The organism is Pseudoxanthomonas suwonensis 11-1 (assembly GCF_000185965.1).
GTDB classification, from domain to species: Bacteria; Pseudomonadota; Gammaproteobacteria; order Xanthomonadales; family Xanthomonadaceae; genus Pseudoxanthomonas; species Pseudoxanthomonas suwonensis_A.
In genome coordinates, this window is sequence record NC_014924.1 from 207,841 (window position 1) to 225,473 (window position 17,633).

General features: G+C 71.0%; 18 protein-coding genes. 9 read left to right on the forward strand and 9 right to left on the reverse strand.

The features are described 5' to 3' along the window. Positions 1-383: 383 nt before the first annotated feature. The 8 genes from dnaG to rpsU all read right to left on the reverse strand — a co-directional run bounded on the left by dnaG (position 384) and on the right by rpsU (position 8,195). A complete protein-coding gene (gene dnaG, locus PSESU_RS00930) occupies positions 384-2,117 on the reverse strand; it encodes a DNA primase (RefSeq protein ID WP_013533879.1) in 1,734 nt (577 codons plus the stop codon). Between the two features lie 84 nt (positions 2,118-2,201). Continuing rightward, the gene (locus tag PSESU_RS00935; RefSeq protein ID WP_013533880.1) at positions 2,202-3,137 is read right to left on the reverse strand and encodes a YihY/virulence factor BrkB family protein; all 936 of its coding nucleotides are present in this window, start codon (positions 3,135-3,137) and stop codon (positions 2,202-2,204) included. 62 nt (positions 3,138-3,199) lie between these two features. After that, complete coding sequence (locus PSESU_RS00940; RefSeq protein WP_013533881.1) at positions 3,200-3,706, reverse strand: GNAT family N-acetyltransferase; 507 nt, start codon at positions 3,704-3,706, stop codon at positions 3,200-3,202. Between the two features lie 74 nt (positions 3,707-3,780). After that, positions 3,781-4,887, reverse strand: a complete 1,107-nt coding sequence (locus tag PSESU_RS00945; protein ID WP_013533882.1) for a serine hydrolase — start codon at positions 4,885-4,887, stop codon at positions 3,781-3,783. Further along, positions 4,878-5,999 (reverse strand): serine hydrolase, encoded by a 1,122-nt coding sequence (locus tag PSESU_RS00950; protein WP_013533883.1) that lies wholly within the window; start codon positions 5,997-5,999, stop codon positions 4,878-4,880. The genes PSESU_RS00945 and PSESU_RS00950 overlap by 10 nt, the downstream gene beginning before the upstream one ends. After that, the gene (locus tag PSESU_RS00955) at positions 5,983-7,155 is read right to left on the reverse strand and encodes an acyltransferase family protein (protein ID WP_013533884.1); all 1,173 of its coding nucleotides are present in this window, start codon (positions 7,153-7,155) and stop codon (positions 5,983-5,985) included. The genes PSESU_RS00950 and PSESU_RS00955 overlap by 17 nt, the downstream gene beginning before the upstream one ends. A gap of 218 nt (positions 7,156-7,373) precedes the next feature. After that, complete coding sequence (locus tag PSESU_RS00960) at positions 7,374-7,820, reverse strand: GatB/YqeY domain-containing protein (RefSeq protein WP_013533885.1); 447 nt, start codon at positions 7,818-7,820, stop codon at positions 7,374-7,376. A 159-nt stretch (positions 7,821-7,979) separates the two neighbouring features. After that, the gene (gene rpsU / locus PSESU_RS00965; protein ID WP_013533886.1) at positions 7,980-8,195 is read right to left on the reverse strand and encodes a 30S ribosomal protein S21; all 216 of its coding nucleotides are present in this window, start codon (positions 8,193-8,195) and stop codon (positions 7,980-7,982) included. A 132-nt stretch (positions 8,196-8,327) separates the two neighbouring features. On the opposite strand from rpsU, the gene tsaD reads away from it, so the two are divergent. The 7 genes from tsaD (at position 8,328) to folK (ending at position 15,191) form a co-directional block, all read left to right on the forward strand. Then, entirely contained in the window at positions 8,328-9,362 is a 1,035-nt protein-coding gene (gene tsaD, locus PSESU_RS00970) for a tRNA (adenosine(37)-N6)-threonylcarbamoyltransferase complex transferase subunit TsaD (protein ID WP_013533887.1), read from the forward strand. A 141-nt stretch (positions 9,363-9,503) separates the two neighbouring features. Then, the gene (gene folB / locus PSESU_RS00975; protein WP_013533888.1) at positions 9,504-9,869 is read left to right on the forward strand and encodes a dihydroneopterin aldolase; all 366 of its coding nucleotides are present in this window, start codon (positions 9,504-9,506) and stop codon (positions 9,867-9,869) included. A gap of 57 nt (positions 9,870-9,926) precedes the next feature. After that, entirely contained in the window at positions 9,927-11,174 is a 1,248-nt protein-coding gene (locus PSESU_RS00980) for a mechanosensitive ion channel domain-containing protein (RefSeq protein WP_049782394.1), read from the forward strand. A gap of 205 nt (positions 11,175-11,379) precedes the next feature. Further along, on the forward strand, positions 11,380-12,825 hold the full coding sequence (locus tag PSESU_RS00985; RefSeq protein WP_013533890.1) for a circularly permuted type 2 ATP-grasp protein: 1,446 nt from the start codon (positions 11,380-11,382) through the stop codon (positions 12,823-12,825). After that, complete coding sequence (locus PSESU_RS00990; RefSeq protein ID WP_013533891.1) at positions 12,825-13,754, forward strand: alpha-E domain-containing protein; 930 nt, start codon at positions 12,825-12,827, stop codon at positions 13,752-13,754. Before PSESU_RS00985 ends, PSESU_RS00990 begins: the two co-directional genes overlap by 1 nt. An 82-nt stretch (positions 13,755-13,836) precedes the next feature. Next, positions 13,837-14,664, forward strand: coding sequence for a 20S proteasome subunits A and B (locus tag PSESU_RS00995; protein ID WP_013533892.1), 828 nt, complete (start codon positions 13,837-13,839; stop codon positions 14,662-14,664). Positions 14,665-14,699: 35 nt separating this feature from the next. After that, positions 14,700-15,191, forward strand: a complete 492-nt coding sequence (gene folK, locus PSESU_RS01000) for a 2-amino-4-hydroxy-6-hydroxymethyldihydropteridine diphosphokinase (RefSeq protein ID WP_013533893.1) — start codon at positions 14,700-14,702, stop codon at positions 15,189-15,191. A gap of 7 nt (positions 15,192-15,198) precedes the next feature. Here the strand turns inward: folK and PSESU_RS01005 are convergent, their stop codons facing one another. Further along, the gene (locus tag PSESU_RS01005; RefSeq protein WP_013533894.1) at positions 15,199-15,936 is read right to left on the reverse strand and encodes a pteridine reductase; all 738 of its coding nucleotides are present in this window, start codon (positions 15,934-15,936) and stop codon (positions 15,199-15,201) included. A gap of 51 nt (positions 15,937-15,987) precedes the next feature. Between PSESU_RS01005 and PSESU_RS01010 the strand changes: the two genes are divergently transcribed. Together PSESU_RS01010 and PSESU_RS01015 are read left to right on the forward strand one after the other, a co-directional pair. Then, positions 15,988-17,178 carry a class I SAM-dependent methyltransferase gene (locus PSESU_RS01010; RefSeq protein ID WP_013533895.1) on the forward strand — a complete coding sequence of 397 codons (1,191 nt, stop codon included), beginning with the start codon at positions 15,988-15,990 and terminating at the stop codon, positions 17,176-17,178. Then, positions 17,175-17,561, forward strand: coding sequence for a membrane protein (locus PSESU_RS01015; RefSeq protein WP_041763718.1), 387 nt, complete (start codon positions 17,175-17,177; stop codon positions 17,559-17,561). Before PSESU_RS01010 ends, PSESU_RS01015 begins: the two co-directional genes overlap by 4 nt. The last annotated feature ends 72 nt before the right edge of the window (positions 17,562-17,633 follow it).

Below are 17,633 nucleotides of genomic sequence, written 5' to 3' on the forward strand. Positions count from 1 at the left end.
GGGTGCAGGCGGCGTCGGCGTGGATGGGAGGAGTCAACAGGCGTCGGGCGGGCGCCCCGCGGTTCGCGATCCCCGGGAATGCAGGCAGGGGATGGCCGCGGCTGCAGGGCGAGGGGCCATGCCAGGCGGGGCGGAGGTACTTTGGGAGTGCATCGGGGCGGGCTCCGGAAGGGTCCAGGGCCGCGGTGGAGTGGCATCGCTGGACGGATGCACCTTCGCCGCGGGACGGCGAAGGTCTTGCCCACAGGCCGATGGCCTGCCGCTGCGCCGGGGTCCGGGGACCCGTAATGACGACGCCAGCGTTTGGGGGCTACTCCCCTTCGAGGCGCGCATCCTAGCACGTCAGGCGCTGATGCCATGGCATGCCTGGCGCGGGCGTGGCCTCAGCCGCGCAGGCTGCTCAGGGCCTGCAGCAGCATGCGCAGCTCGTACTTGTCGGTCTCGTCCAGGCCCTGGCTGCGCTGCTTCTGCTGCAGTTCGTCGATGCGCTGCTGCAGGGTCTGCTTCTCCAGCTGGGCGGCCGCGTCCTGCAGCTCATGCGCCCAGCTGTTCTCGTCGCCCGGCAGCGACTGCGCGGCCAGCTTGCGCAGCGCCTCGCCCTGCTCGTGGTCGGCGAAGTGCTCCAGCAGCGCGCCGGTACTGATTTCCGGGCGCTGGTGGACGACGTCCAGCAGTTCCAGCAGCAGGGGCATGCCCGGCAGGCGCAGTTCGGCGAACGGATACGGCGGCTGCAGCTGCAGGCCCAGCGAGGGCTGCTGCAGGAGCAGGGCGATCATGCTGCGGACCAGGCTGCGCTTCTGCGCCGGTGCGCCCACCCGCCGCGACGGTGCACGCTGCGGTTCCGGCGCGGTGGCGGGGGCGGCTGCGCCCACGCCGGTCTGGCGCTGCAGCTCCTGGCGCATCAGGTCGGCGAAGGCGCCGTCCGGCAGCTGCGCCAGCAGCGGCCGCGCGCGTTCGGCCAGGCGGGCGCGGCCATCGAGCGTGTTGCGGTTGGTGTCGCGGCCCAGCTCGTCGAAGAAGAACTGCGACAGCGGCGTGGCCTGGGCCAGGCGCGCGTCGAAGCCGGTCGCGCCCTCCTTGCGCACGATGGTGTCCGGGTCCTCGCCGTCCGGCAGGAACAGGAAGAAGGCCTGGCGGCCATCCTTCATGCGCGGCAGCACCGATTCCACCGCGCGCCAGGCCGCACGCCGGCCGGCGGCGTCGCCGTCGAAACAGAAGTACACGTCCGGCGCATTGCGGAACAGCAGCTCGGCATGGTCGGCGGTGGTCGCCGTGCCCAGGGTCGCGACCCCCTGGGTCACGCCGAACTGGAACAGGGTGACCACGTCCATGTAGCCCTCGACCACCACCAGCCTCTCCAGCTTCTGGTTGGCCTGCTTCGCCTGCCACAGGCCGTACAGCTCGCGGCCCTTGTGGAACAGCGGGGTCTCCGGCGAGTTGAGGTACTTGGGACTCGCATCCTTGTCCAGCACGCGGCCGCCGAAGGCGATCACCCGCCCACGGCGGTCGTGGATCGGGAACATCACCCGGTCGCGGAACTTGTCGTAGACGTGGCCGCGCTCGTTGCGCGAGAGCATGCCGGTGCGCTCCAGCAGCTTGAGCCGGCGCTCGTCGGTGCCCAGCGTGTCCTTGAGCGTGGAATAGCCGTCCGGCGCGTAGCCGATGGCGAAGCGGGCGCGGGTGTCGGCATCCACGCCGCGGCTGTCGAGGTAGTCGCGCGCGCGCTGGCTCTCTGCCAGGTGGCGCTGGAACAGCCTGGCCGCCGCCTCCAGCGCCGCGTACTGGTCGCGCAGGTCGTTGTCCTGCGGGCCGGCGCGGGTGTCCTTCGGCAGCTCCATGCCGGCCCGTCGCGCCAGCTCCTCGACCGCGTCGAGGAACTCGAGGCGGTCGTAGTTCATCAGGAAGCTGATCGCGGTGCCGTGCGCGCCGCAGCCGAAGCAGTGGTAGAACTGCTTGGTCGGAGAGACGTAGAACGACGGCGTGCGCTCGTCGTGGAACGGGCAGGGCGCGGTGTATTCGCGGCCCTTGCGCTTGAGCGGAACGCGCGAGCCGACGATCTCGACGATGTCCGAGCGTGCAAGCAGGTCGTCGATGAATGCGTCGGGGAGGCGTGCCATCGCAATAGGATGCCATCCGCGCGAGCGCTTGGCCCCGCCGATGTTGCCCCCGGACGGCGGGAGGGGCGCTCCGGTCCCGCTGGATCAGTGGCGGCGGGGCTCCGCGACGGGATCCGCAGGCAACGGCGTGGCCGCCTCGGGGTGGGTGATCCCGGCCTTGCGCAGGCGTTGGCGCGCATGCATGCGCTCGTCGATCACCGCGGTGATCAGCGCGCCGGCGAAGAACACCAGGGCGGCGTAGTACATCCACAGCAGCAGCAGGACCAGCGCGCCCATCGAGCCATAGGCGCTGCCAGGCGCGGCCTGGGCCAGGTACAGGCCGATCAGGTAGCGGCCCAGGGCGAACAGCACCGAGGTGATCACGCCGCCCAGCAGGGCCTGGCGCCAGTCGACCCGGCGGTCCGGCAGGAAGTGGTAGAGGAAGGCGAAGGCCAGCGCGTACAGCACCAGGGTGGTCACGTAGCCGACCACCGGCAGCAGCGAGGGGATGCGCGCGAACACCAGCTGCAGCGCGGTGGTGGCGATCATCGACACGATCAGCAGGAAGCCCAGGGCCAGGACCACGCCCAGCGAGAACACGCGCTTGCGCAACCAGGCACCCAGCCCGCCGAGCTTTTCGCCGCCGGTGCGGAAGATCAGGTTGAGCGCGCCCTGCAGCTGCGCGAACACCACGGTGGCGCCGACGAACAGCAGGCCGGTGCTGGCCAGGCCGGCCAGCGAACCCACGTCGGGCTGGGAGTCGGCATTGCGGATGATGGTCTCGGCCACCACCGCGGCCTGTTCGCCGGCCAGGGCGCCGATCTGGTCGACCAGCGACTGCTGGGCCGGCGGGTACAGCGAGGCGGTCAGCCACAGCAGCAGCACCAGCAGCGGCGCCAGCGACAGCAGGGTGTAGAACGACAGCGAGGCGGCCTGGGTCATCAGGTCGGCCTCGACGAAGCGCTTCACCAGCGCGACCGGCAGGCTTTCCTGCAGGCGCTGCAGGTGGCGGCGCAGCTTGTTGGGGGAAGGACGGGTCATGCGGGCAAGGTCATGGTGGCGGTTCCAGCTTGTTTGCAGCGGTGTTGCCGGTGCGTGAGCGCTCAGCCGGTCCTGGAGTCCCGCGTGGCCTGCGCGGCCAGCGCCTGGAGCGCCTGGCCATCGACGCGCTGCACCGTCCACTCGTCCATCGGCCGCGCGCCGAGGCTGCGGTAGAAGGCGATGGCCGGCGCGTTCCAGTCCAGCACCGACCATTCGAAGCGGCCGTAGCCGCGCTCCACCGCCAGCGCGGCCAGATGGGTCATCAGCCGCCGACCGATGCCGCGGCCGCGGAAATCCGGGCGCACGTACAGGTCTTCCAGGTACAGGCTGGGCTTGCCGAGGAAGGTCGAGAACGTGACGAAGAACAGGGCCATGCCCGCGGGTTCCCCGTCGCATTCGGCGATCACCACCTCCGCCGCCGGGCGCGGGCCGAACAGGGCCGCCTGCATGTCCTCCGCGGTGGCCACGGCCTCATGGGCCAGGCGCTCGTACCCGGCCAGCTCGCGGATCAGGTCGAGGACCAGCGGGACATCGGAAGGCGTGGCCGGGCGCAGGGCGATCGTGCTCATGGGCATCGGGGCCAAGGAGAGTGGGTGGCGCCACACTCTAAGGCCCGCGGGCCGGATCCTGCAGGCCCCGCGTTTCAGCCGCCAGCGGATGGCATGGCGCCGAGCGCCCGACCCAGTGCCTGGAACGCCTGCTCGGCCTGCGCCAGCTCGCCGAAGTGCTCGGCGCAGGCCACGACCACGGTGGCGCCATCGCGGCCGCGTTCCGGATCGAGGATGCCGACATTGCAGGCGCGCTGCTGCTGGGTGCCGGTCTTCTGCGCGAAGTCCGCGCCGGGCGGGAGGCCGGCCTGGATGCGGCGGCTGCCGGTGGTGATCGCGCGCATATGCCCGAGCAGCAGCGCGGTGGAATCCGGCGACAGCAGTTCGCCGGCGGCCAGGCGTTCGAGCATGCGGCCGAACGCGGGCAGGGTCGCCGAGTTCAATCCGCGGGCGTAGTAGCCCTCGAACACCTGCTCGAAGCTGGTGTCGCCCAGCTCGGCGCGCGGCACGCCCAGCGCCGCCGCCAGGGCCTGCAGGCGTGGCTCGCCGGCCTCGGCCTGGCGCAGGGCCAGGATCTGGCGGCTGTCGAGTCCGGCCACTTTCGGGTGCAGCGCGCCGTAGGCGTCACGGCGCACCTGCTGGATGGTGGTGACCTGGCCGAAGCCTCCTGCTGTCCAGGCGGCGATGCGCGCGTTGAGGTGGTCCTCGCCGATGCGGCGGATGAGCATGTCGGTCGCGGTGCTGTCGCTGTCGCGCAGCGACTTCTCCAGCAGGGTGCCGATGCCGAAGCGCTCGCCGGGATCGTGCTGGAGCATGTCGCCGGAGCCATCGACGAAGTCGGAGGCCTTCAGCTGCATCTCTTCGTCCAGCGACAGTTCGCCGGCATCGACGGCTTCCAGCACGGCGATCGCGACCGGCACCTTGATGGTCGAGGACAGGTACCAGGCACGGCGGCCGCCCAGGTCGAGCCCACCCGCATCTGCAGGCGGACCGAGGCGGTGGACGTAGACGCCGAAGTCGCCGGGCATCGCGGCATCGATCGCCTCGACCTCGCGCTCCAGCGCGGCAACCCAGGCCGGTGCCTGGCGAGGGGCTTCGGCAGTGGCGGCGTCGGTGGCCGGCGGACTGCCGCGGTCGCAGCCGGCAAGCAGGGCCAGTGCGACCAGGGCGAGGGGCTGGAGGCGGCGGGAACTCAGGGCCATGCCGGCGGCGAGACCGTGGGCTGCGGCGGGGTGTCCACGAATACCCCCGACTCGGTGATGGCCGCGGCAATCCGGCGCAGCGCGCGCTCGCCGGCGGCGGTGCCGACGCCGCGCACGCAGGCGGCGATCACCACGCGCGACCCGCGCGGCCGCGCCGGAGGGTTGGCCGGCTGCATGGCTATGCCGGAGTCGCAGGTGCGATGGAACTGGGTGCCGGTCTTGTGGGCGAAGGCGATGCCCGCTGGCAGGCCGGCCCGCAGGCGGCGCTGTCCGGTCTGGACCCGCAGCATCACCTCCAGCAGCCAGCGGTTGGTGTCCCCGCCCAGCACTTCGCCGTTGGCCAGGCTGGCCAGCATGCGTCCGTAGTCGACCAGCGCGGCGCTGTTGGCGCCAGTGGCGTAGTAGGCCTCGAAGGCGGAGGCCAGGTCCGGCTGGCGCAGCTCCTCCAGCGGTACGCCCAGCAGCTGGGCCAGCTTGCGTACCCGCGCCGGACCGGCCGGCTGGCGCTTGAGCGCAAGCAGGTCCTGCGAGGCCAGCCGCGCGGCAGCGGGATGGAACTGGCCATAGGCCAGGCGGCGCACGTCGGCAAGGGTGGTGATGTGCAGGCCCGAATCGACCAGCTCGGCCGCGACATTGTTCACCGCCGGCAGGCCGACGGTGCGGATCAGCACGTCGGTGGCGGTGTTGTCGCTGTGCACGAGCATCTGCTCGAGCAGCCAGGACACCGCCAGCGCATCGCCGGGCCGGTGCCGGTTGGTCGCACCGTCGCCATCGACGAAATCGTCGGCGCGCAGCACCAGCTCCGTGTCCAGCGACAGCGCGCCGGAGTCGACCTCGCGCAGCACGGCGATCGCCACCGGCACCTTCACCCCGGAGGCGAGGTACCAGGGCTCGCTGGCGCGGTAGCCGTACGACTCGTTGCGCTCCATGTGCAGTACATGGACGCCGATGCCGCCCGCGCCCAGCGAGCGGTCGATGGCCTGCAGCCGCTGCTCCAGCGGCGCCGCCCACGCCGGCTCTCCAGCCACGCCGGCGGGAGCCGCCAGCGCCGTGCCCGCCACCAGGGCCAGCAGCAGCGCCAGCGCGGCGCGCAGGTCAGGCCGCACGCCCATCGCCGTCCTGCGCGCGGGCCTGGCGGATGCGCGTCCGCATCGCCTTCCACAACGCGATCCATGCCGCGGTCACCACGACCAGCCCGCCGGACAGCAGCAGGGCGTACTCGTAGGACACGGCCTGGTAGTAGCCGAGCACGCTGCGCAGCAGCAGGAAGATCACCGAGATATGGACGATGAAGGCCATCAGCGAGTCGCTGCCGACCACCGCCAGCGGCTTCAGCCAGCGTGCCAGCAGGTTGCCGCCGGTCACGCTCAGGCCCAGCAGTACCAGCGCGCCGCCGACGCTGAACAGCGAGAACAGCAGGCCGGGCGGATGCTTGCCGTGGTTGCGGCCGACCTCCACCAGCACCGGGCGCAGCGGTTCGCCGGCCAGGTGTGCGAAGGCCGCCAGCAGCAGCAAGCCGGCCACCGCGATCCCGCCCGCGAGCAGCAGCCGGGTGCGGGGATCCTGGTTCCAGCGCAGCAGCAGGCCACCGACCAGCAGGCCCAGCAGCACCAGCGGCAGGCGCGAGAGCTGGCCCCAGGTGTACAGCTCGTGGTCCTCGACCAGCACTGCCCTCAGCGGCTGGCTGTCGAAGTCCACATGGCCGGACACCCACCACCACAGTCCGCCGACCAGCAGCGGGCTGGCCCAGCGCAGTACTGCCGGGGTGCGCGCCCACAGAGGCAGCAGCCAGGGGATCCACAGCAGGGCGATGGCGTAGAACCCCAGGATCTCCACGAAGGAGGGGAAGGAGCGGTACAGGAGGGCGTCGACCACCGCCTCGCGGCCGCGGTCCCACAACTCGACCACGGTCAGCAGCTTGTACCAGAGCAGCACCAGCAGGCCGCGGCGGACCAGGTGGTTGCGGCGTTTCGGCCAGTCCGGGGCATCGGTCTTCGGCACGAAGGCCACGGCCAGGGCGATACCGAAGACCATGAAGAACAGCGAGGAGGAGAACTTGGTCAGGGCGTGGATCGGCACCTGGCCCCAGTCCGGGAAGTCGGCATAGGGCATCAGCCCGTTGGTGCCGTGGGACACGATCATCAGGCACACGGCCAGGCCGCGGGCCAGGTCGATCGAGCCGATACGGCCGCCTCCCGTCGCAGCCGGCCGCGCGACCGGGATGGAAGCTGGTGCGGCGGCGGGAGTGGCGAGGCTGTCAGCCGGCATGGGCGGGCCTGGCCAGGGCGCGGGCTGCGGCGGGGGTGCGTCGCTCACGGGAAGTGGCGGCCATGGGAGGCGTTCCGCTCGGGGGAACCGGCATTGCAGCAGCGGCGTCGTGAGCGCCCGGTCAGCGGGGCCTGGAAGAGGGCTGCGCCGGCCGCGGGGGCGGCCGGTGCAGGGGCCAGTGCGGGGGCACCGGCTGGGGGGAGGGTGGAACGGCCGGCTCAGCCGGCCAAGCGACGCTTCACCAGCGCGGAGACCTGGCCCATGTCGGCCTGGCCTGCCAGCTGCGGCTTGAGCACGCCCATCAGCTTGCCCATGTCGGCCGGGCCGGCGGCACCGGTCTGGGCGATGGCGGCGTTGATCGCGGCCAGGATCGCGGCCTCGTCCAGCTTGGCCGGCAGGTAGCGCTCGATCACCACGATCTCGGCGCGCTCGACGGCGGCCAGGTCTTCACGGCCGGCGCCTTCGTACTGGGACACCGAGTCGCGGCGCTGCTTGACCATCTTGTCGAGCACGGCCAGCACGGCGGCGTCATCCAGCTCGACGCGCTCGTCCACTTCCTTCTGCTTGATCGCGGCATTGACCAGCCGGATCACGCCAAGGGTGTCCTTGTCGCCGCCCTTCATGGCGGCCTTCATGTCTTCGGTCAGACGCTGCTTGAGGCTCATCACGCACCTATCGGATCAAAACCAGGGGCCACGGCGGCCTGCCCGCGGGTCGGGCGGCGTATCATGGCGAACGCAAAAAGCCGGCCACGCATCGCGGGCCGGCTTCGGTGCTCCGTCCACCATGCGCCCGCGCGCGGGCGCAATGGCGTCAGCGCTGGCTCAGTACAGGCGCTGGCGCTTGGTGACGTCGCGCGACATGCGACGCAGCTGGCGCTTCACCGCGGCAGCGGCCTTGCGCTTGCGCTCCTGGGTCGGCTTCTCGTAGTACTCGCGCTTGCGGGTTTCGGCCAGGACACCGGCCTTCTCGCAGGTGCGCTTGAAGCGACGCAGCGCAAACTCGAAGGGCTCGTTCTCGCGGACTTTGACGCTGGGCATGGAATCTCCGGGACACAAAATACCGGGTCGCGCCCGGTGAGCCGCGTATGATAGCCACCTCCCCCGGCGCTATGCAAGCCCATCCGTGATCCGCCACCGCGCGGACCGCCCCCCCCTCCCCGGAAGTCCCCCATGCGTGTCCTTGGCATCGAAACCTCCTGCGACGAAACCGGCGTGGCCGTGTACGACACGGCGCCCGGCGCGGGCCTGCTCGCCCATGCGGTCTACAGCCAGATCGCCCTCCATGCCGAGTACGGCGGGGTGGTGCCGGAGCTGGCCAGCCGCGACCACGTGCGCAAGCTGCTGCCGCTGGTGCGCCAGACCCTGGCCGAGGCCGGCCTGGCCCCGGGCGACCTGGACGGCGTGGCCTACACCGCCGGCCCCGGCCTGGTCGGCGCCCTGCTGGTCGGCGCCGGCACCGCGCGCGCCCTGGCCTGGTCCCTGGACGTGCCGGCGGTCGCGGTGCACCACATGGAGGGCCACCTGCTGGCCCCGCTGATGGAGGACAACCCGCCGGATCCGCCGTTCGTGGCCCTGCTGGTCTCCGGCGGCCACACCCAGCTGGTGGCGGTGGAGGCGATCGGCCAGTACCGCCTGCTTGGCGAGACCCTGGACGACGCCGCCGGCGAGGCCTTCGACAAGACCGCCAAGCTGATGGGGCTGCCGTACCCGGGTGGCCCGCAGCTGGCGGCGCTGGCCGAGCGCGGCACGCCCGGCGCGTTCCGCTTCGCCCGGCCGATGACCGACCGCCCCGGCCTGGATTTCAGCTTCAGCGGCCTCAAGACCCAGGTGCTGCTGGCCTGGCAGCAGTCCGACCAGGGCGAGCAGACCCGTGCCGACATCGCCCGCGGCTTCGAGGACGCGGTGGTGGACACCCTGGCGATCAAGTGCGAGCGCGCGCTGGACGCGGCAGGCAGCGACACCCTGGTGATCGCCGGCGGCGTCGGCGCCAACAAGCGCCTGCGCGCGAAGCTGCAGGAGATGTGTGCGCGGCGCGGCGGCCGCGCCTGCTTCCCGCGTCCGTCGCTGTGCACCGACAATGGCGCGATGATCGCCTTCGCCGGCGCGCTGCGCCTGGAAGCCGGGCAGCACGAGGACACATCGGTGCGCGTTACGCCGCGCTGGGACATGGCGACGCTGCCGCCGTTGGCGGCGGCGTCGCCGTGATTGGTGATTGGTAATTCGTGATTCGAAGAGCGCAAGGCGAAGCGGCCGGCCCTGGCGTCGCGGCGACGACTGTTACCATGCCCTACGAATCACGAATCACGAATCACGAATCACGAATCACGAATCACGAATCACCGCCCCATGGACAAAGTCTTCATCGAGGGCCTCGAGATCGAGGCGCTGATCGGCATCTACGACTGGGAACGGCGGATCCGCCAGACCCTGCGTTTCGACCTGGAGATGGCGTTCGACAACCGCGTGCCCGCGGCCAGCGACGACATCGCCCACACCCTGGACTACAAGGCGGTGAGCAAGCGCCTGGTCGAGTACGTGCAGCAGTCCGGATTCGGCCTGGTCGAGACCCTGGCCGAGCGCTGCGCGGCGCTGGTCATCGAGGAATTCGGCGTGCAATGGGTGCGCCTAAAGCTCAGCAAGCCAGGTGCAGTGCGCGGTGCACGGGCGGTGGGCGTGATCATCGAGCGCAATGCGCCGGCGAAGGAGTCGTAAGTGGATCTTGGAGTATCGAAAGCTGGTGACTGGACCAGCGTCATCGGCCTGCATGGCCTGAGGGAACTGCTGGCACCGTGGCCCTGGGCCTGGCCGGCACTGCTGCTTGTGCTGCTGGTCCTCGCCGCGGCCGTCGCCAACTTCGTCACCAAGCGGATCCTGCTGCGCGGCCTGCGCCGGCTGCTGGCGATGCTCGCAAACCAGGCCGGCAAGCCCGGCATCGCCGACATGCGGGTGATCCCGCGCCTGGCCAACGTGGTCCCGGCGATGGTGATCTCCTCCGGCATCGGCTGGATTCCCGGCCTGCCGCCGGCACTGGTGGCCTTCGTCCACGGCGCCTGCCAGGCCTGGGTGGTGCTGACCCTCGCGCTGGCGGTGTCGCATGCGCTGGATGCGGTCAACGAGCTGTACGAGCGCCGTCCCGACGCGCGCAACAAGCCGATCAAGGGCTACCTGCAGGTAGCCAAGATCGTGATCTTCGCCCTGGCCGGCCTGTCGATCGTCGCGACCCTCGCCGGGGTGAAGCTGCTGCACCTGCTGACCGGCCTGGGTGCGGCGACCGCGGTGCTGATGCTGGTGTTCCAGGACACCCTGCTGTCGCTGGTGGCCAGCGTGCAGATCAGCGGCGATGGCCGCGTGCGCATCGGTGACTGGATCGAGATGCCCAGCCAGAACGCCGATGGCGACGTGATCGACATCGCCCTGCACACGGTCACGGTGCAGAACTGGGACAAGACCGTCACCACGATCCCGACCAAGAAGCTGATCAGCGAGTCGTTCAAGAACTGGCGTGGCATGCAGGAGGCAGGGGGGCGCCGGATCAAGCGTTCGCTGTACCTGGACCAGTCCAGCGTGCGCTTCCTCGATCCGGAGGAACGCCAGCGCCTGGGCGGCTTCGTGCTGCTGCGCGAATACCTGGCGCAGAAGGAGCGCGAGCTGGCCGAGTGGAACGCCGGCCTCGGCGAGGACGGCCAGCTGCCGTTCAACGCGCGCCGCATCACCAACCTCGGCACCTTCCGCGCCTACGTCGAGCGCTACCTGCGCCGGCACCCGAACGTGCACCAGGACATGACCCTGCTGGTGCGCCAGCTGCAGCCGGGCGCCGACGGTATCCCGCTGGAGATCTACTGCTTCACCAACGACACCCGCTGGGCGGTGTACGAAGGCATCCAGTCGGACATCTTCGACCACCTGCTGGCGATCCTCCCGGAGTTCGGCCTGCGCGTGTTCCAGCAGCCGGGCGGCGCGGACTTCCGCGCGCTGGTGGACGAGCGTCGCCAGCCGCACGAGGCCGCGGCCAGCTGAGGACGGCAGCGCGCCAGGCGGGCGCGCTGCCTGGACCTTGTTCACGGCTTTCCGTGTTCCTCCGGGACCTGGGGAAACCCGGGTGCATCCGTCTGGATGGGACTTCCGGCCTCCGTTCCCAGGTACTTGACGCCCCCCGGGGACCGCGTGCATGTTGCAGTGCACAAGCCGGCGGTAGCGCCCGGCGCAAGGGTGGCGGGGTGCGATGGACTGGACGAGGTACCAGACGCCTTCGTATGACGAGCTGATCGGGCCGGATGGCCTGCCGCGCCCGGCGGCGCGTCCGCTCGTCGAGTACCTCTCCGGGATGTCCGGACCCGAGCTGGCCGAGCGGCAGCAGGCCGCCGATGTCGCCGCCCGGGTCATGGGCATCACCTTCACCGTCTACAGCGACGGCCGCAACGTCGACCGCACCCTGCCCTTCGACCTGATCCCGCGCATCATCGACAGCCGCGAGTGGCAGCGCACCGAGGCCGGGCTGCGCCAGCGCATGCAGGCGCTCAACCTGTTCATCGGCGACATCTACGGCGCGCAGAAGATCGTGCGCGACAAGGTGTTCCCGGCCGAGCTGCTGGCGCATTCGGTCAACTTTCGTCCGCAGTGCGTGGGCGTGCGCCCACCGCTGGACGTGTGGGCGCATATCTGCGGCTCGGACCTGGTGCGCGACGCCGACGGCACCCTCTACGCACTCGAGGACAACCTGCGCATCCCCTCGGGCGTGTCCTACATGCTCGAGAACCGGATGGTCGCCAAGCGCGTGTTCCCGGAGCTGTTCGAGACCAGCGCGATCCTGCCGGTGGACGACTACCCGGCCCAGCTCTACGACACCCTCGCCGCCCTGTCGCCGCGCCCCGGCGACAGCCCGGTAATCGCCCTGCTGACCCCGGGGGTGTTCAACAGCGCCTACTTCGAGCACGCCTACCTGGCCCAGGCCATGGGCATCGAGCTGGTCGAGGGCGGCGACCTGTTCGTCGCCGCCGACGACTGCACCTACATGCGCACGGTCTACGGCCCGCGCCGGGTGGACGTGGTCTACCGGCGGGTCGACGACCTGTTCATCGACCCGGAGGTGTTCCATCCCGACTCGATGCTGGGCGTACCCGGGCTGATCCGCAGCTGGCGCGCGGGCAAGGTCGCGCTGGCCAACGCGCCCGGCGCCGGGGTGGCCGACGACAAGGTCGTGTTCGCCTACGTGCCGAAGATGATCCGCTACTACCTGGACGAGGAGCCGATCCTGCCCAACGTGCCCAGCTACCTCTGCCACGACCCGGACGACCGCAGGTACGTTCTGGAACACCTGGACCAACTGGTGGTGAAGCCGGCCAACGAGTCCGGCGGCTACGGCATGCTGATCGGCCCGCGTGCGGGCAGGAAGGAGCGCGAGAAGTTCCGTGCGCTGATCGAGGCCGACCCGCGCAACTACATGGCCCAGCCCACGCTGTCGCTTTCCACCGCGCCCATCGTCGGGCCCGAGGGGCCGGTGCCGCGGCATATCGACCTGCGGCCCTTCATCCTCTCCCGCGAGGACACCTACGTGACCACCGGCGGCCTCACCCGCGTCGCGATGACCGAAGGCTCGCTGGTGGTGAATTCCTCCCAGGGCGGTGGCGCCAAGGACACCTGGGTGGTCGACCTGGAGGAGATGGCCTGATGCTCTCCCGCGTCGCCAGCCAGCTCTACTGGTTCAGCCGCTACCTCCGGCGTGCGGAGAACACCGCGCGCCTGGTCGGCGTCGGCAGCCTGCTGCAGCTGGACCTGCCGCGCTCGGTGAGGTTCACCTGGCGGCCGATGATCGCCACGGTCGGCGCCGAGGACCTGTTCCTGGGCATCCATCCGGAACCGGACGAGAGCCACGTGCTCGACTTCCTGCTGCTGGACGCGCGCAATCCGTCCTCGCTGCGCAGTTCGGTGGGCCAGGCGCGCGAGATCCTGCGCGGCATCCGCGACGCCCTGCCGCAGGAGGTGTGGGAGGCGGTCAACGACCTGCACCTGTACCTGGATGCCGACGGTCCGCGCGTGCTCACGCGCCGCTACCGGATGGAGTTCATCGGCCGCATCACCGATGGCTGCCTCAAGGTCTCCGGCCTGCTGCAGGCCAACGTCAGCCGCGACATCGGCTTCCAGTTCCTGCGCCTGGGCACGGCGCTGGAGCAGGCGGACATGACTACCCGGATCGTCGACGCCGGCGCCTCGGGCCTGGTGCGGCCGCGCCACGACGATGACCGCGAGGCCTACCGCAACATGCAGTGGATGGCGGTGCTGCGCGCCCTGGCCGCCTACCAGATGTACCGCCGCCACGTGCGCCAGCGGGTCACCGCGGCGCATGCGCTGCGCTTCCTGCTGCACGACACCGAGTTCCCGCGCAGCGTGCAGTTCTGCCTGGCGCGGCTGCACCGGATCGTGCCGGCGATGCCGCCGCGCCCGGCGGTGGACCGGGCGCTGGTCCGGGTCAGCGGGCTGGTGCGCCAGGCCGACACGACGCTGCTGGCCGCTGGCGACGCGGCCGGCTTCATGGACGAGGTGCAGGTCTACCTGGGCAGCCTGCACGAGGCCATCGCCGAGGCCTGGTTCGCCGGCTGAGCGCCTGCCGCCACGGCCGTCGCGACGCCGGGCGCGCATGCCCTCAGTGTAGAATCCACGCTACCGGAACCTGCAGACAACCATGACCTATTGCGTCGGCATCGAAGTGGACGAGGGCCTGGTATTCGCGGCTGACACCCGCACCAACGCCTCGCTCGACGACGTACGCGTGCACCGCAAGCTGCACGTGTTCGAGTACCCCGGCGACCGCGCCTTCGTGGTCATGAGCGCGGGCAACCTCGCCACCACCCAGCTGGCGATCTCGCGCCTGCGCCGCGATGCCGAGGATCCTGACGCCCGCAGCCTGCGCAGTTTCCGCCACCTGTTCGAGGTGGCCGAGTACGTGGGCGAGGTGCTGGTCGCCAGCCAGGTGCAGGCCGGCAACAGCGATCCGCATGGCGGCATCAACACCCAGGCCACCCTGATCCTCGGCGGCCAGATCGCCGGCGAGCGTCCGGGTCTTTACCTGGTCTATCCGCTGGGCAACTGCATCGCCGCCTCGCCTGAAACGCCGTACCTGCAGATCGGCGAATCCAAGTACGGCAAGCCGATCCTGGACCGCATCGTGCGCCCCGAGACCGCGCTGGAGGACGCCGCGCGCTGCGCGGTGCTGTCGCTGGACTCGACCATCCGCTCCAACCTGTCGGTAGGCCTGCCGGTGGACCTGGCCCTGATCCGGGCCGGCGACCTGCGCATCAGCCAGCAGGTGCGGCTGGAAGCGGACACCCCGCTTTACGCCGAGATCCACGACACCTGGTCGCGCAAGCTGGAGAATGCGGTGCGCACCCTGCCGCGCTTCCCGTGGGAACCGCAGGCGGCGGACACGGAGGAGGCATCGGCCCTGCCGCCGCTTCCGCCGCGCCGGGTGCCCGCGGTCAAGGACCCCGGCGACCAGTCCGCCCAGCAATAGCAAGCAAACCGATGGACACCCGCGAGGCCGCTGCCATGGACGGCGCCACCACCGTGCTGCTGAGCCTGGGCAGCAACGTCGAACCCGAACGCTACCTGCGTGCCGCCATCGCCGGGCTGCGCGAGCGCTTCGGCGAGCTCATGGTGTCGCCCGCGTACCGCACGCCCGCGGTCGGGTTCGAAGGCCCACCATTCCTCAACAACGCCGTCGGACTGCGCACCGACCTCGGCCTGGGTGAGCTCGAAGCCTGGCTGCATGCGCTGGAGGACCGGCATGGCCGCGTCCGCACCGGTCCGCGCCTGGCCGACCGCACCCTGGACGTGGACGTGGTGTTCCATGGCGACCTGGTGCTGCGCGAGGGCGACAGGCTGCGCATCCCGCGTCCGGAGCTGAAGCACGCCTTCGTGCTCAAGCCGCTGGCCGACATCGCCCCGGGCTTCATCGATCCGCTCAGCGGGCGCAGCCTGGCCGAGCTGTGGGCGGCACACCCGCAGCATGGCGACGACTTCGAGGTGGTGCCGCTCTGAGGCGCCTTCAGCGCGTGCGGCCGCCATCCACGTGCAGCACCTGGCCGGTGACGTAGCCGGCCTCGGCTGACAGCAGCCAGGCCACGGCGGCGGCGATGTCCTCCGGCGTCCCGGCCCGACCCAGCGCGGTATCGGCCAGGATCGCCTGCTGCGCGCTGCTGTCCTGCGCCTGCTCCGGCCACAGGATCGCGCCCGGTGCCACCGCGTTCACCCGCACCCGTGGTGCCAGCGCCTGGGCCAGTCCGCGGGTCAGTGAAACCAGCGCGGCCTTGGCAGCGGAGTACAGCGGGTGGTCGCGCAGCGGAGTGCCGGCGTAGAGGTCGGCCAGGTTGACGATGGCGCCACCGCTCTGCCGCAGGTGCGGTGCCGCGGCCTGGGCCAGGAAGAACGGCGCGCGCGCGTTGACCGCGAACAGCGCGTCCCACTGCGCCGGTCCGGCCTGCCCCAGCGGGGTCGGGAAGAAGCTGGAGGCGTTGTTCACCAGGCCGTCCAGGCGGCCATGGTGGTCGATGCATTGCCGCACCAGCTGCCCTGGCGCGGCCGGATCCTGCAGGTCGGCCTGCAGCACCAGCACGCTGCCGGGGCGCGCGGATTCGAGTGCCGCCGCCAGTGCCTCCATCTCCGCCAACGAGCCATGGCAGTGCAGGGCCAGGTCGTGGCCGGCGGCGTGCAGGCGCCGCGCGATGGCGGCGCCGATGCGGCGCGCGGCACCGGTGACCAGGACGACGGGGCGGGAATGGGGCATCGCGGATGCTCGCTCGGCTATGCTGGCCATTCTCCACGCCGTACCACAGCGATGCACCCCCACACCGACCTGCCGGAACCCGCGCCCGGCGCCCTCCACCACAGCGGGATCCTGGCCGACCACATCCGCGGGGAGATCCGCCATTCCGGTGGCGCGATCCCGATGTCGCGCTTCATGGAGCTGTGCCTGTATGCGCCCGGCCTGGGCTACTACAGCGCCGGGTCGACCAAGTTCGGCCCGGCCGGCGACTTCGTCACCGCCCCCGAGAGCGGGCGGCTGTTCGCGGCCACCGTGTCCGGGGTGCTGGCCGATGGCCTGCGCCAGCTGGGCGGGCACGCTCGCGTGCTGGAGGTCGGCGGCGGCAGCGGCGCCTTCGCCGAGGTCGCGCTCAAGCGCATGCTGGAACTGGACGCGCTGCCCGACCGCTACGCCATCCTCGAGCCGTCCGCGGACCTGCGCGAACGCCAGCGCGAGCACCTCGAGCGCACCCTGGTGCCGACCGTGTTCGAACTGGTCGAGTGGCTGGATCGTCCGTTCCAGGACGAGTGGGACGGCCTGCTGTTCGCCAACGAGGTGATCGACGCCCTGCCGACCCCGCGTTTCGTCCTGCGCGAGGGCAGGGTGTACGAGGAACATGTCGCCCTGGACGGAAACGACGGCTTCGTGCGCGTGGACCGCCCGGCCGATGCCCTGCTCGAGGCGGCGGTGCGCCATATCGAGGACTATCTCGAGCAGCCGTTCGCGGACGGCTACCGTTCCGAGCTGCTGCCGCAGCTGCCGTACTGGCTGCAGGCGGTTGGCGGCGGCCTGCGCAGCGGCGGCATGCTGTTCTTCGACTACGGCTACGCGCGCCGCGAGTACTACCAGCCGCAGCGCAGCGACGGCACCCTGCGCGCGTTCTACCGCCAGCGCATGCACGAGGACGTGCTGCGCTGGCCGGGCCTGCAGGACCTCACCGCCTCGGTCGACTTCACCGCCCTGGCCGAGGCCGGCACGGGTGCCGGCCTGGACCTGGCCGGCTACTGCAGCCAGGCCAGCTTCCTGCTCGGCAACGGCATCGACCAGCTGCTGGCCGAGGCCGAGTCGCGCACCGACGAAGCCGGCGCCCTGCGCCTGCGCCAGGAACTCAAGCGCCTGACACTGCCCGAGCAGATGGGCGAGCGCTTCCAGGCCATGGCCTTCACCCGCGACATCGACCTGGGCGCTGCCTTCCTGCTCGGCGACATGACGTGGCGCCTGTGAGTGCGGGTGCGTTGAAGCCGCTGCGGCGGCCGTACCTGTGGCTGGGCGCGTGGCTGCTGGCGGTGCTCGTGGTCTGCGTGGCCAGCCTGACTCCGCCGCCGCCGATGGAGCTGCCGCGCCATGGCGACAAGGTGGAGCACTTCCTCGCCTACGCGTTGCTGGCGGCATCGGCGGTGCAGGTATTCCGGCCCGGTCGCCTGCTGTGGATCGTCGGCATCGGCCTGGTGCTGATGGGCGTAGGACTGGAATTCGCCCAGGGCGCGCTGACCGAAACCCGCATGGCCGACCCGGCCGATGCAGTGGCCAACGCCACCGGCGTGCTTGCCGGCCTGCTCACGGCGCGCACCCGGATGCGTGACCTGCTGCTGCGCCGCGGAGGCTGACCGCGGCGGCGGAGGCATGAGGACACCGTCGCGGAGGCGGCGACGGTGTCCCTGGCGGTCGTTCCGTCCGCG

Coding starts and splice junctions, on each gene's coding strand:
- rpsU (WP_013533886.1), bottom strand. CDS start 8,195: ATGCCCAGCGTCAAAGTCCGCGAGAACGAGCCCTTCGAGTTTGCGCTG.
- tsaD (WP_013533887.1), top strand. CDS start 8,328: ATGCGTGTCCTTGGCATCGAAACCTCCTGCGACGAAACCGGCGTGGCC.
- PSESU_RS00995 (WP_013533892.1), top strand. CDS start 13,837: ATGACCTATTGCGTCGGCATCGAAGTGGACGAGGGCCTGGTATTCGCG.
- PSESU_RS00985 (WP_013533890.1), top strand. CDS start 11,380: ATGGACTGGACGAGGTACCAGACGCCTTCGTATGACGAGCTGATCGGG.
- folB (WP_013533888.1), top strand. CDS start 9,504: ATGGACAAAGTCTTCATCGAGGGCCTCGAGATCGAGGCGCTGATCGGC.
- PSESU_RS00950 (WP_013533883.1), bottom strand. CDS start 5,999: ATGGGCGTGCGGCCTGACCTGCGCGCCGCGCTGGCGCTGCTGCTGGCC.
- folK (WP_013533893.1), top strand. CDS start 14,700: ATGGACGGCGCCACCACCGTGCTGCTGAGCCTGGGCAGCAACGTCGAA.
- PSESU_RS00940 (WP_013533881.1), bottom strand. CDS start 3,706: ATGAGCACGATCGCCCTGCGCCCGGCCACGCCTTCCGATGTCCCGCTG.
- PSESU_RS00960 (WP_013533885.1), bottom strand. CDS start 7,820: ATGAGCCTCAAGCAGCGTCTGACCGAAGACATGAAGGCCGCCATGAAG.
- PSESU_RS00990 (WP_013533891.1), top strand. CDS start 12,825: ATGCTCTCCCGCGTCGCCAGCCAGCTCTACTGGTTCAGCCGCTACCTC.
- PSESU_RS00935 (WP_013533880.1), bottom strand. CDS start 3,137: ATGACCCGTCCTTCCCCCAACAAGCTGCGCCGCCACCTGCAGCGCCTG.
- PSESU_RS01010 (WP_013533895.1), top strand. CDS start 15,988: ATGCACCCCCACACCGACCTGCCGGAACCCGCGCCCGGCGCCCTCCAC.
- PSESU_RS00955 (WP_013533884.1), bottom strand. CDS start 7,155: ATGCCGGCTGACAGCCTCGCCACTCCCGCCGCCGCACCAGCTTCCATC.
- dnaG (WP_013533879.1), bottom strand. CDS start 2,117: ATGGCACGCCTCCCCGACGCATTCATCGACGACCTGCTTGCACGCTCG.
- PSESU_RS01005 (WP_013533894.1), bottom strand. CDS start 15,936: ATGCCCCATTCCCGCCCCGTCGTCCTGGTCACCGGTGCCGCGCGCCGC.
- PSESU_RS00945 (WP_013533882.1), bottom strand. CDS start 4,887: ATGGCCCTGAGTTCCCGCCGCCTCCAGCCCCTCGCCCTGGTCGCACTG.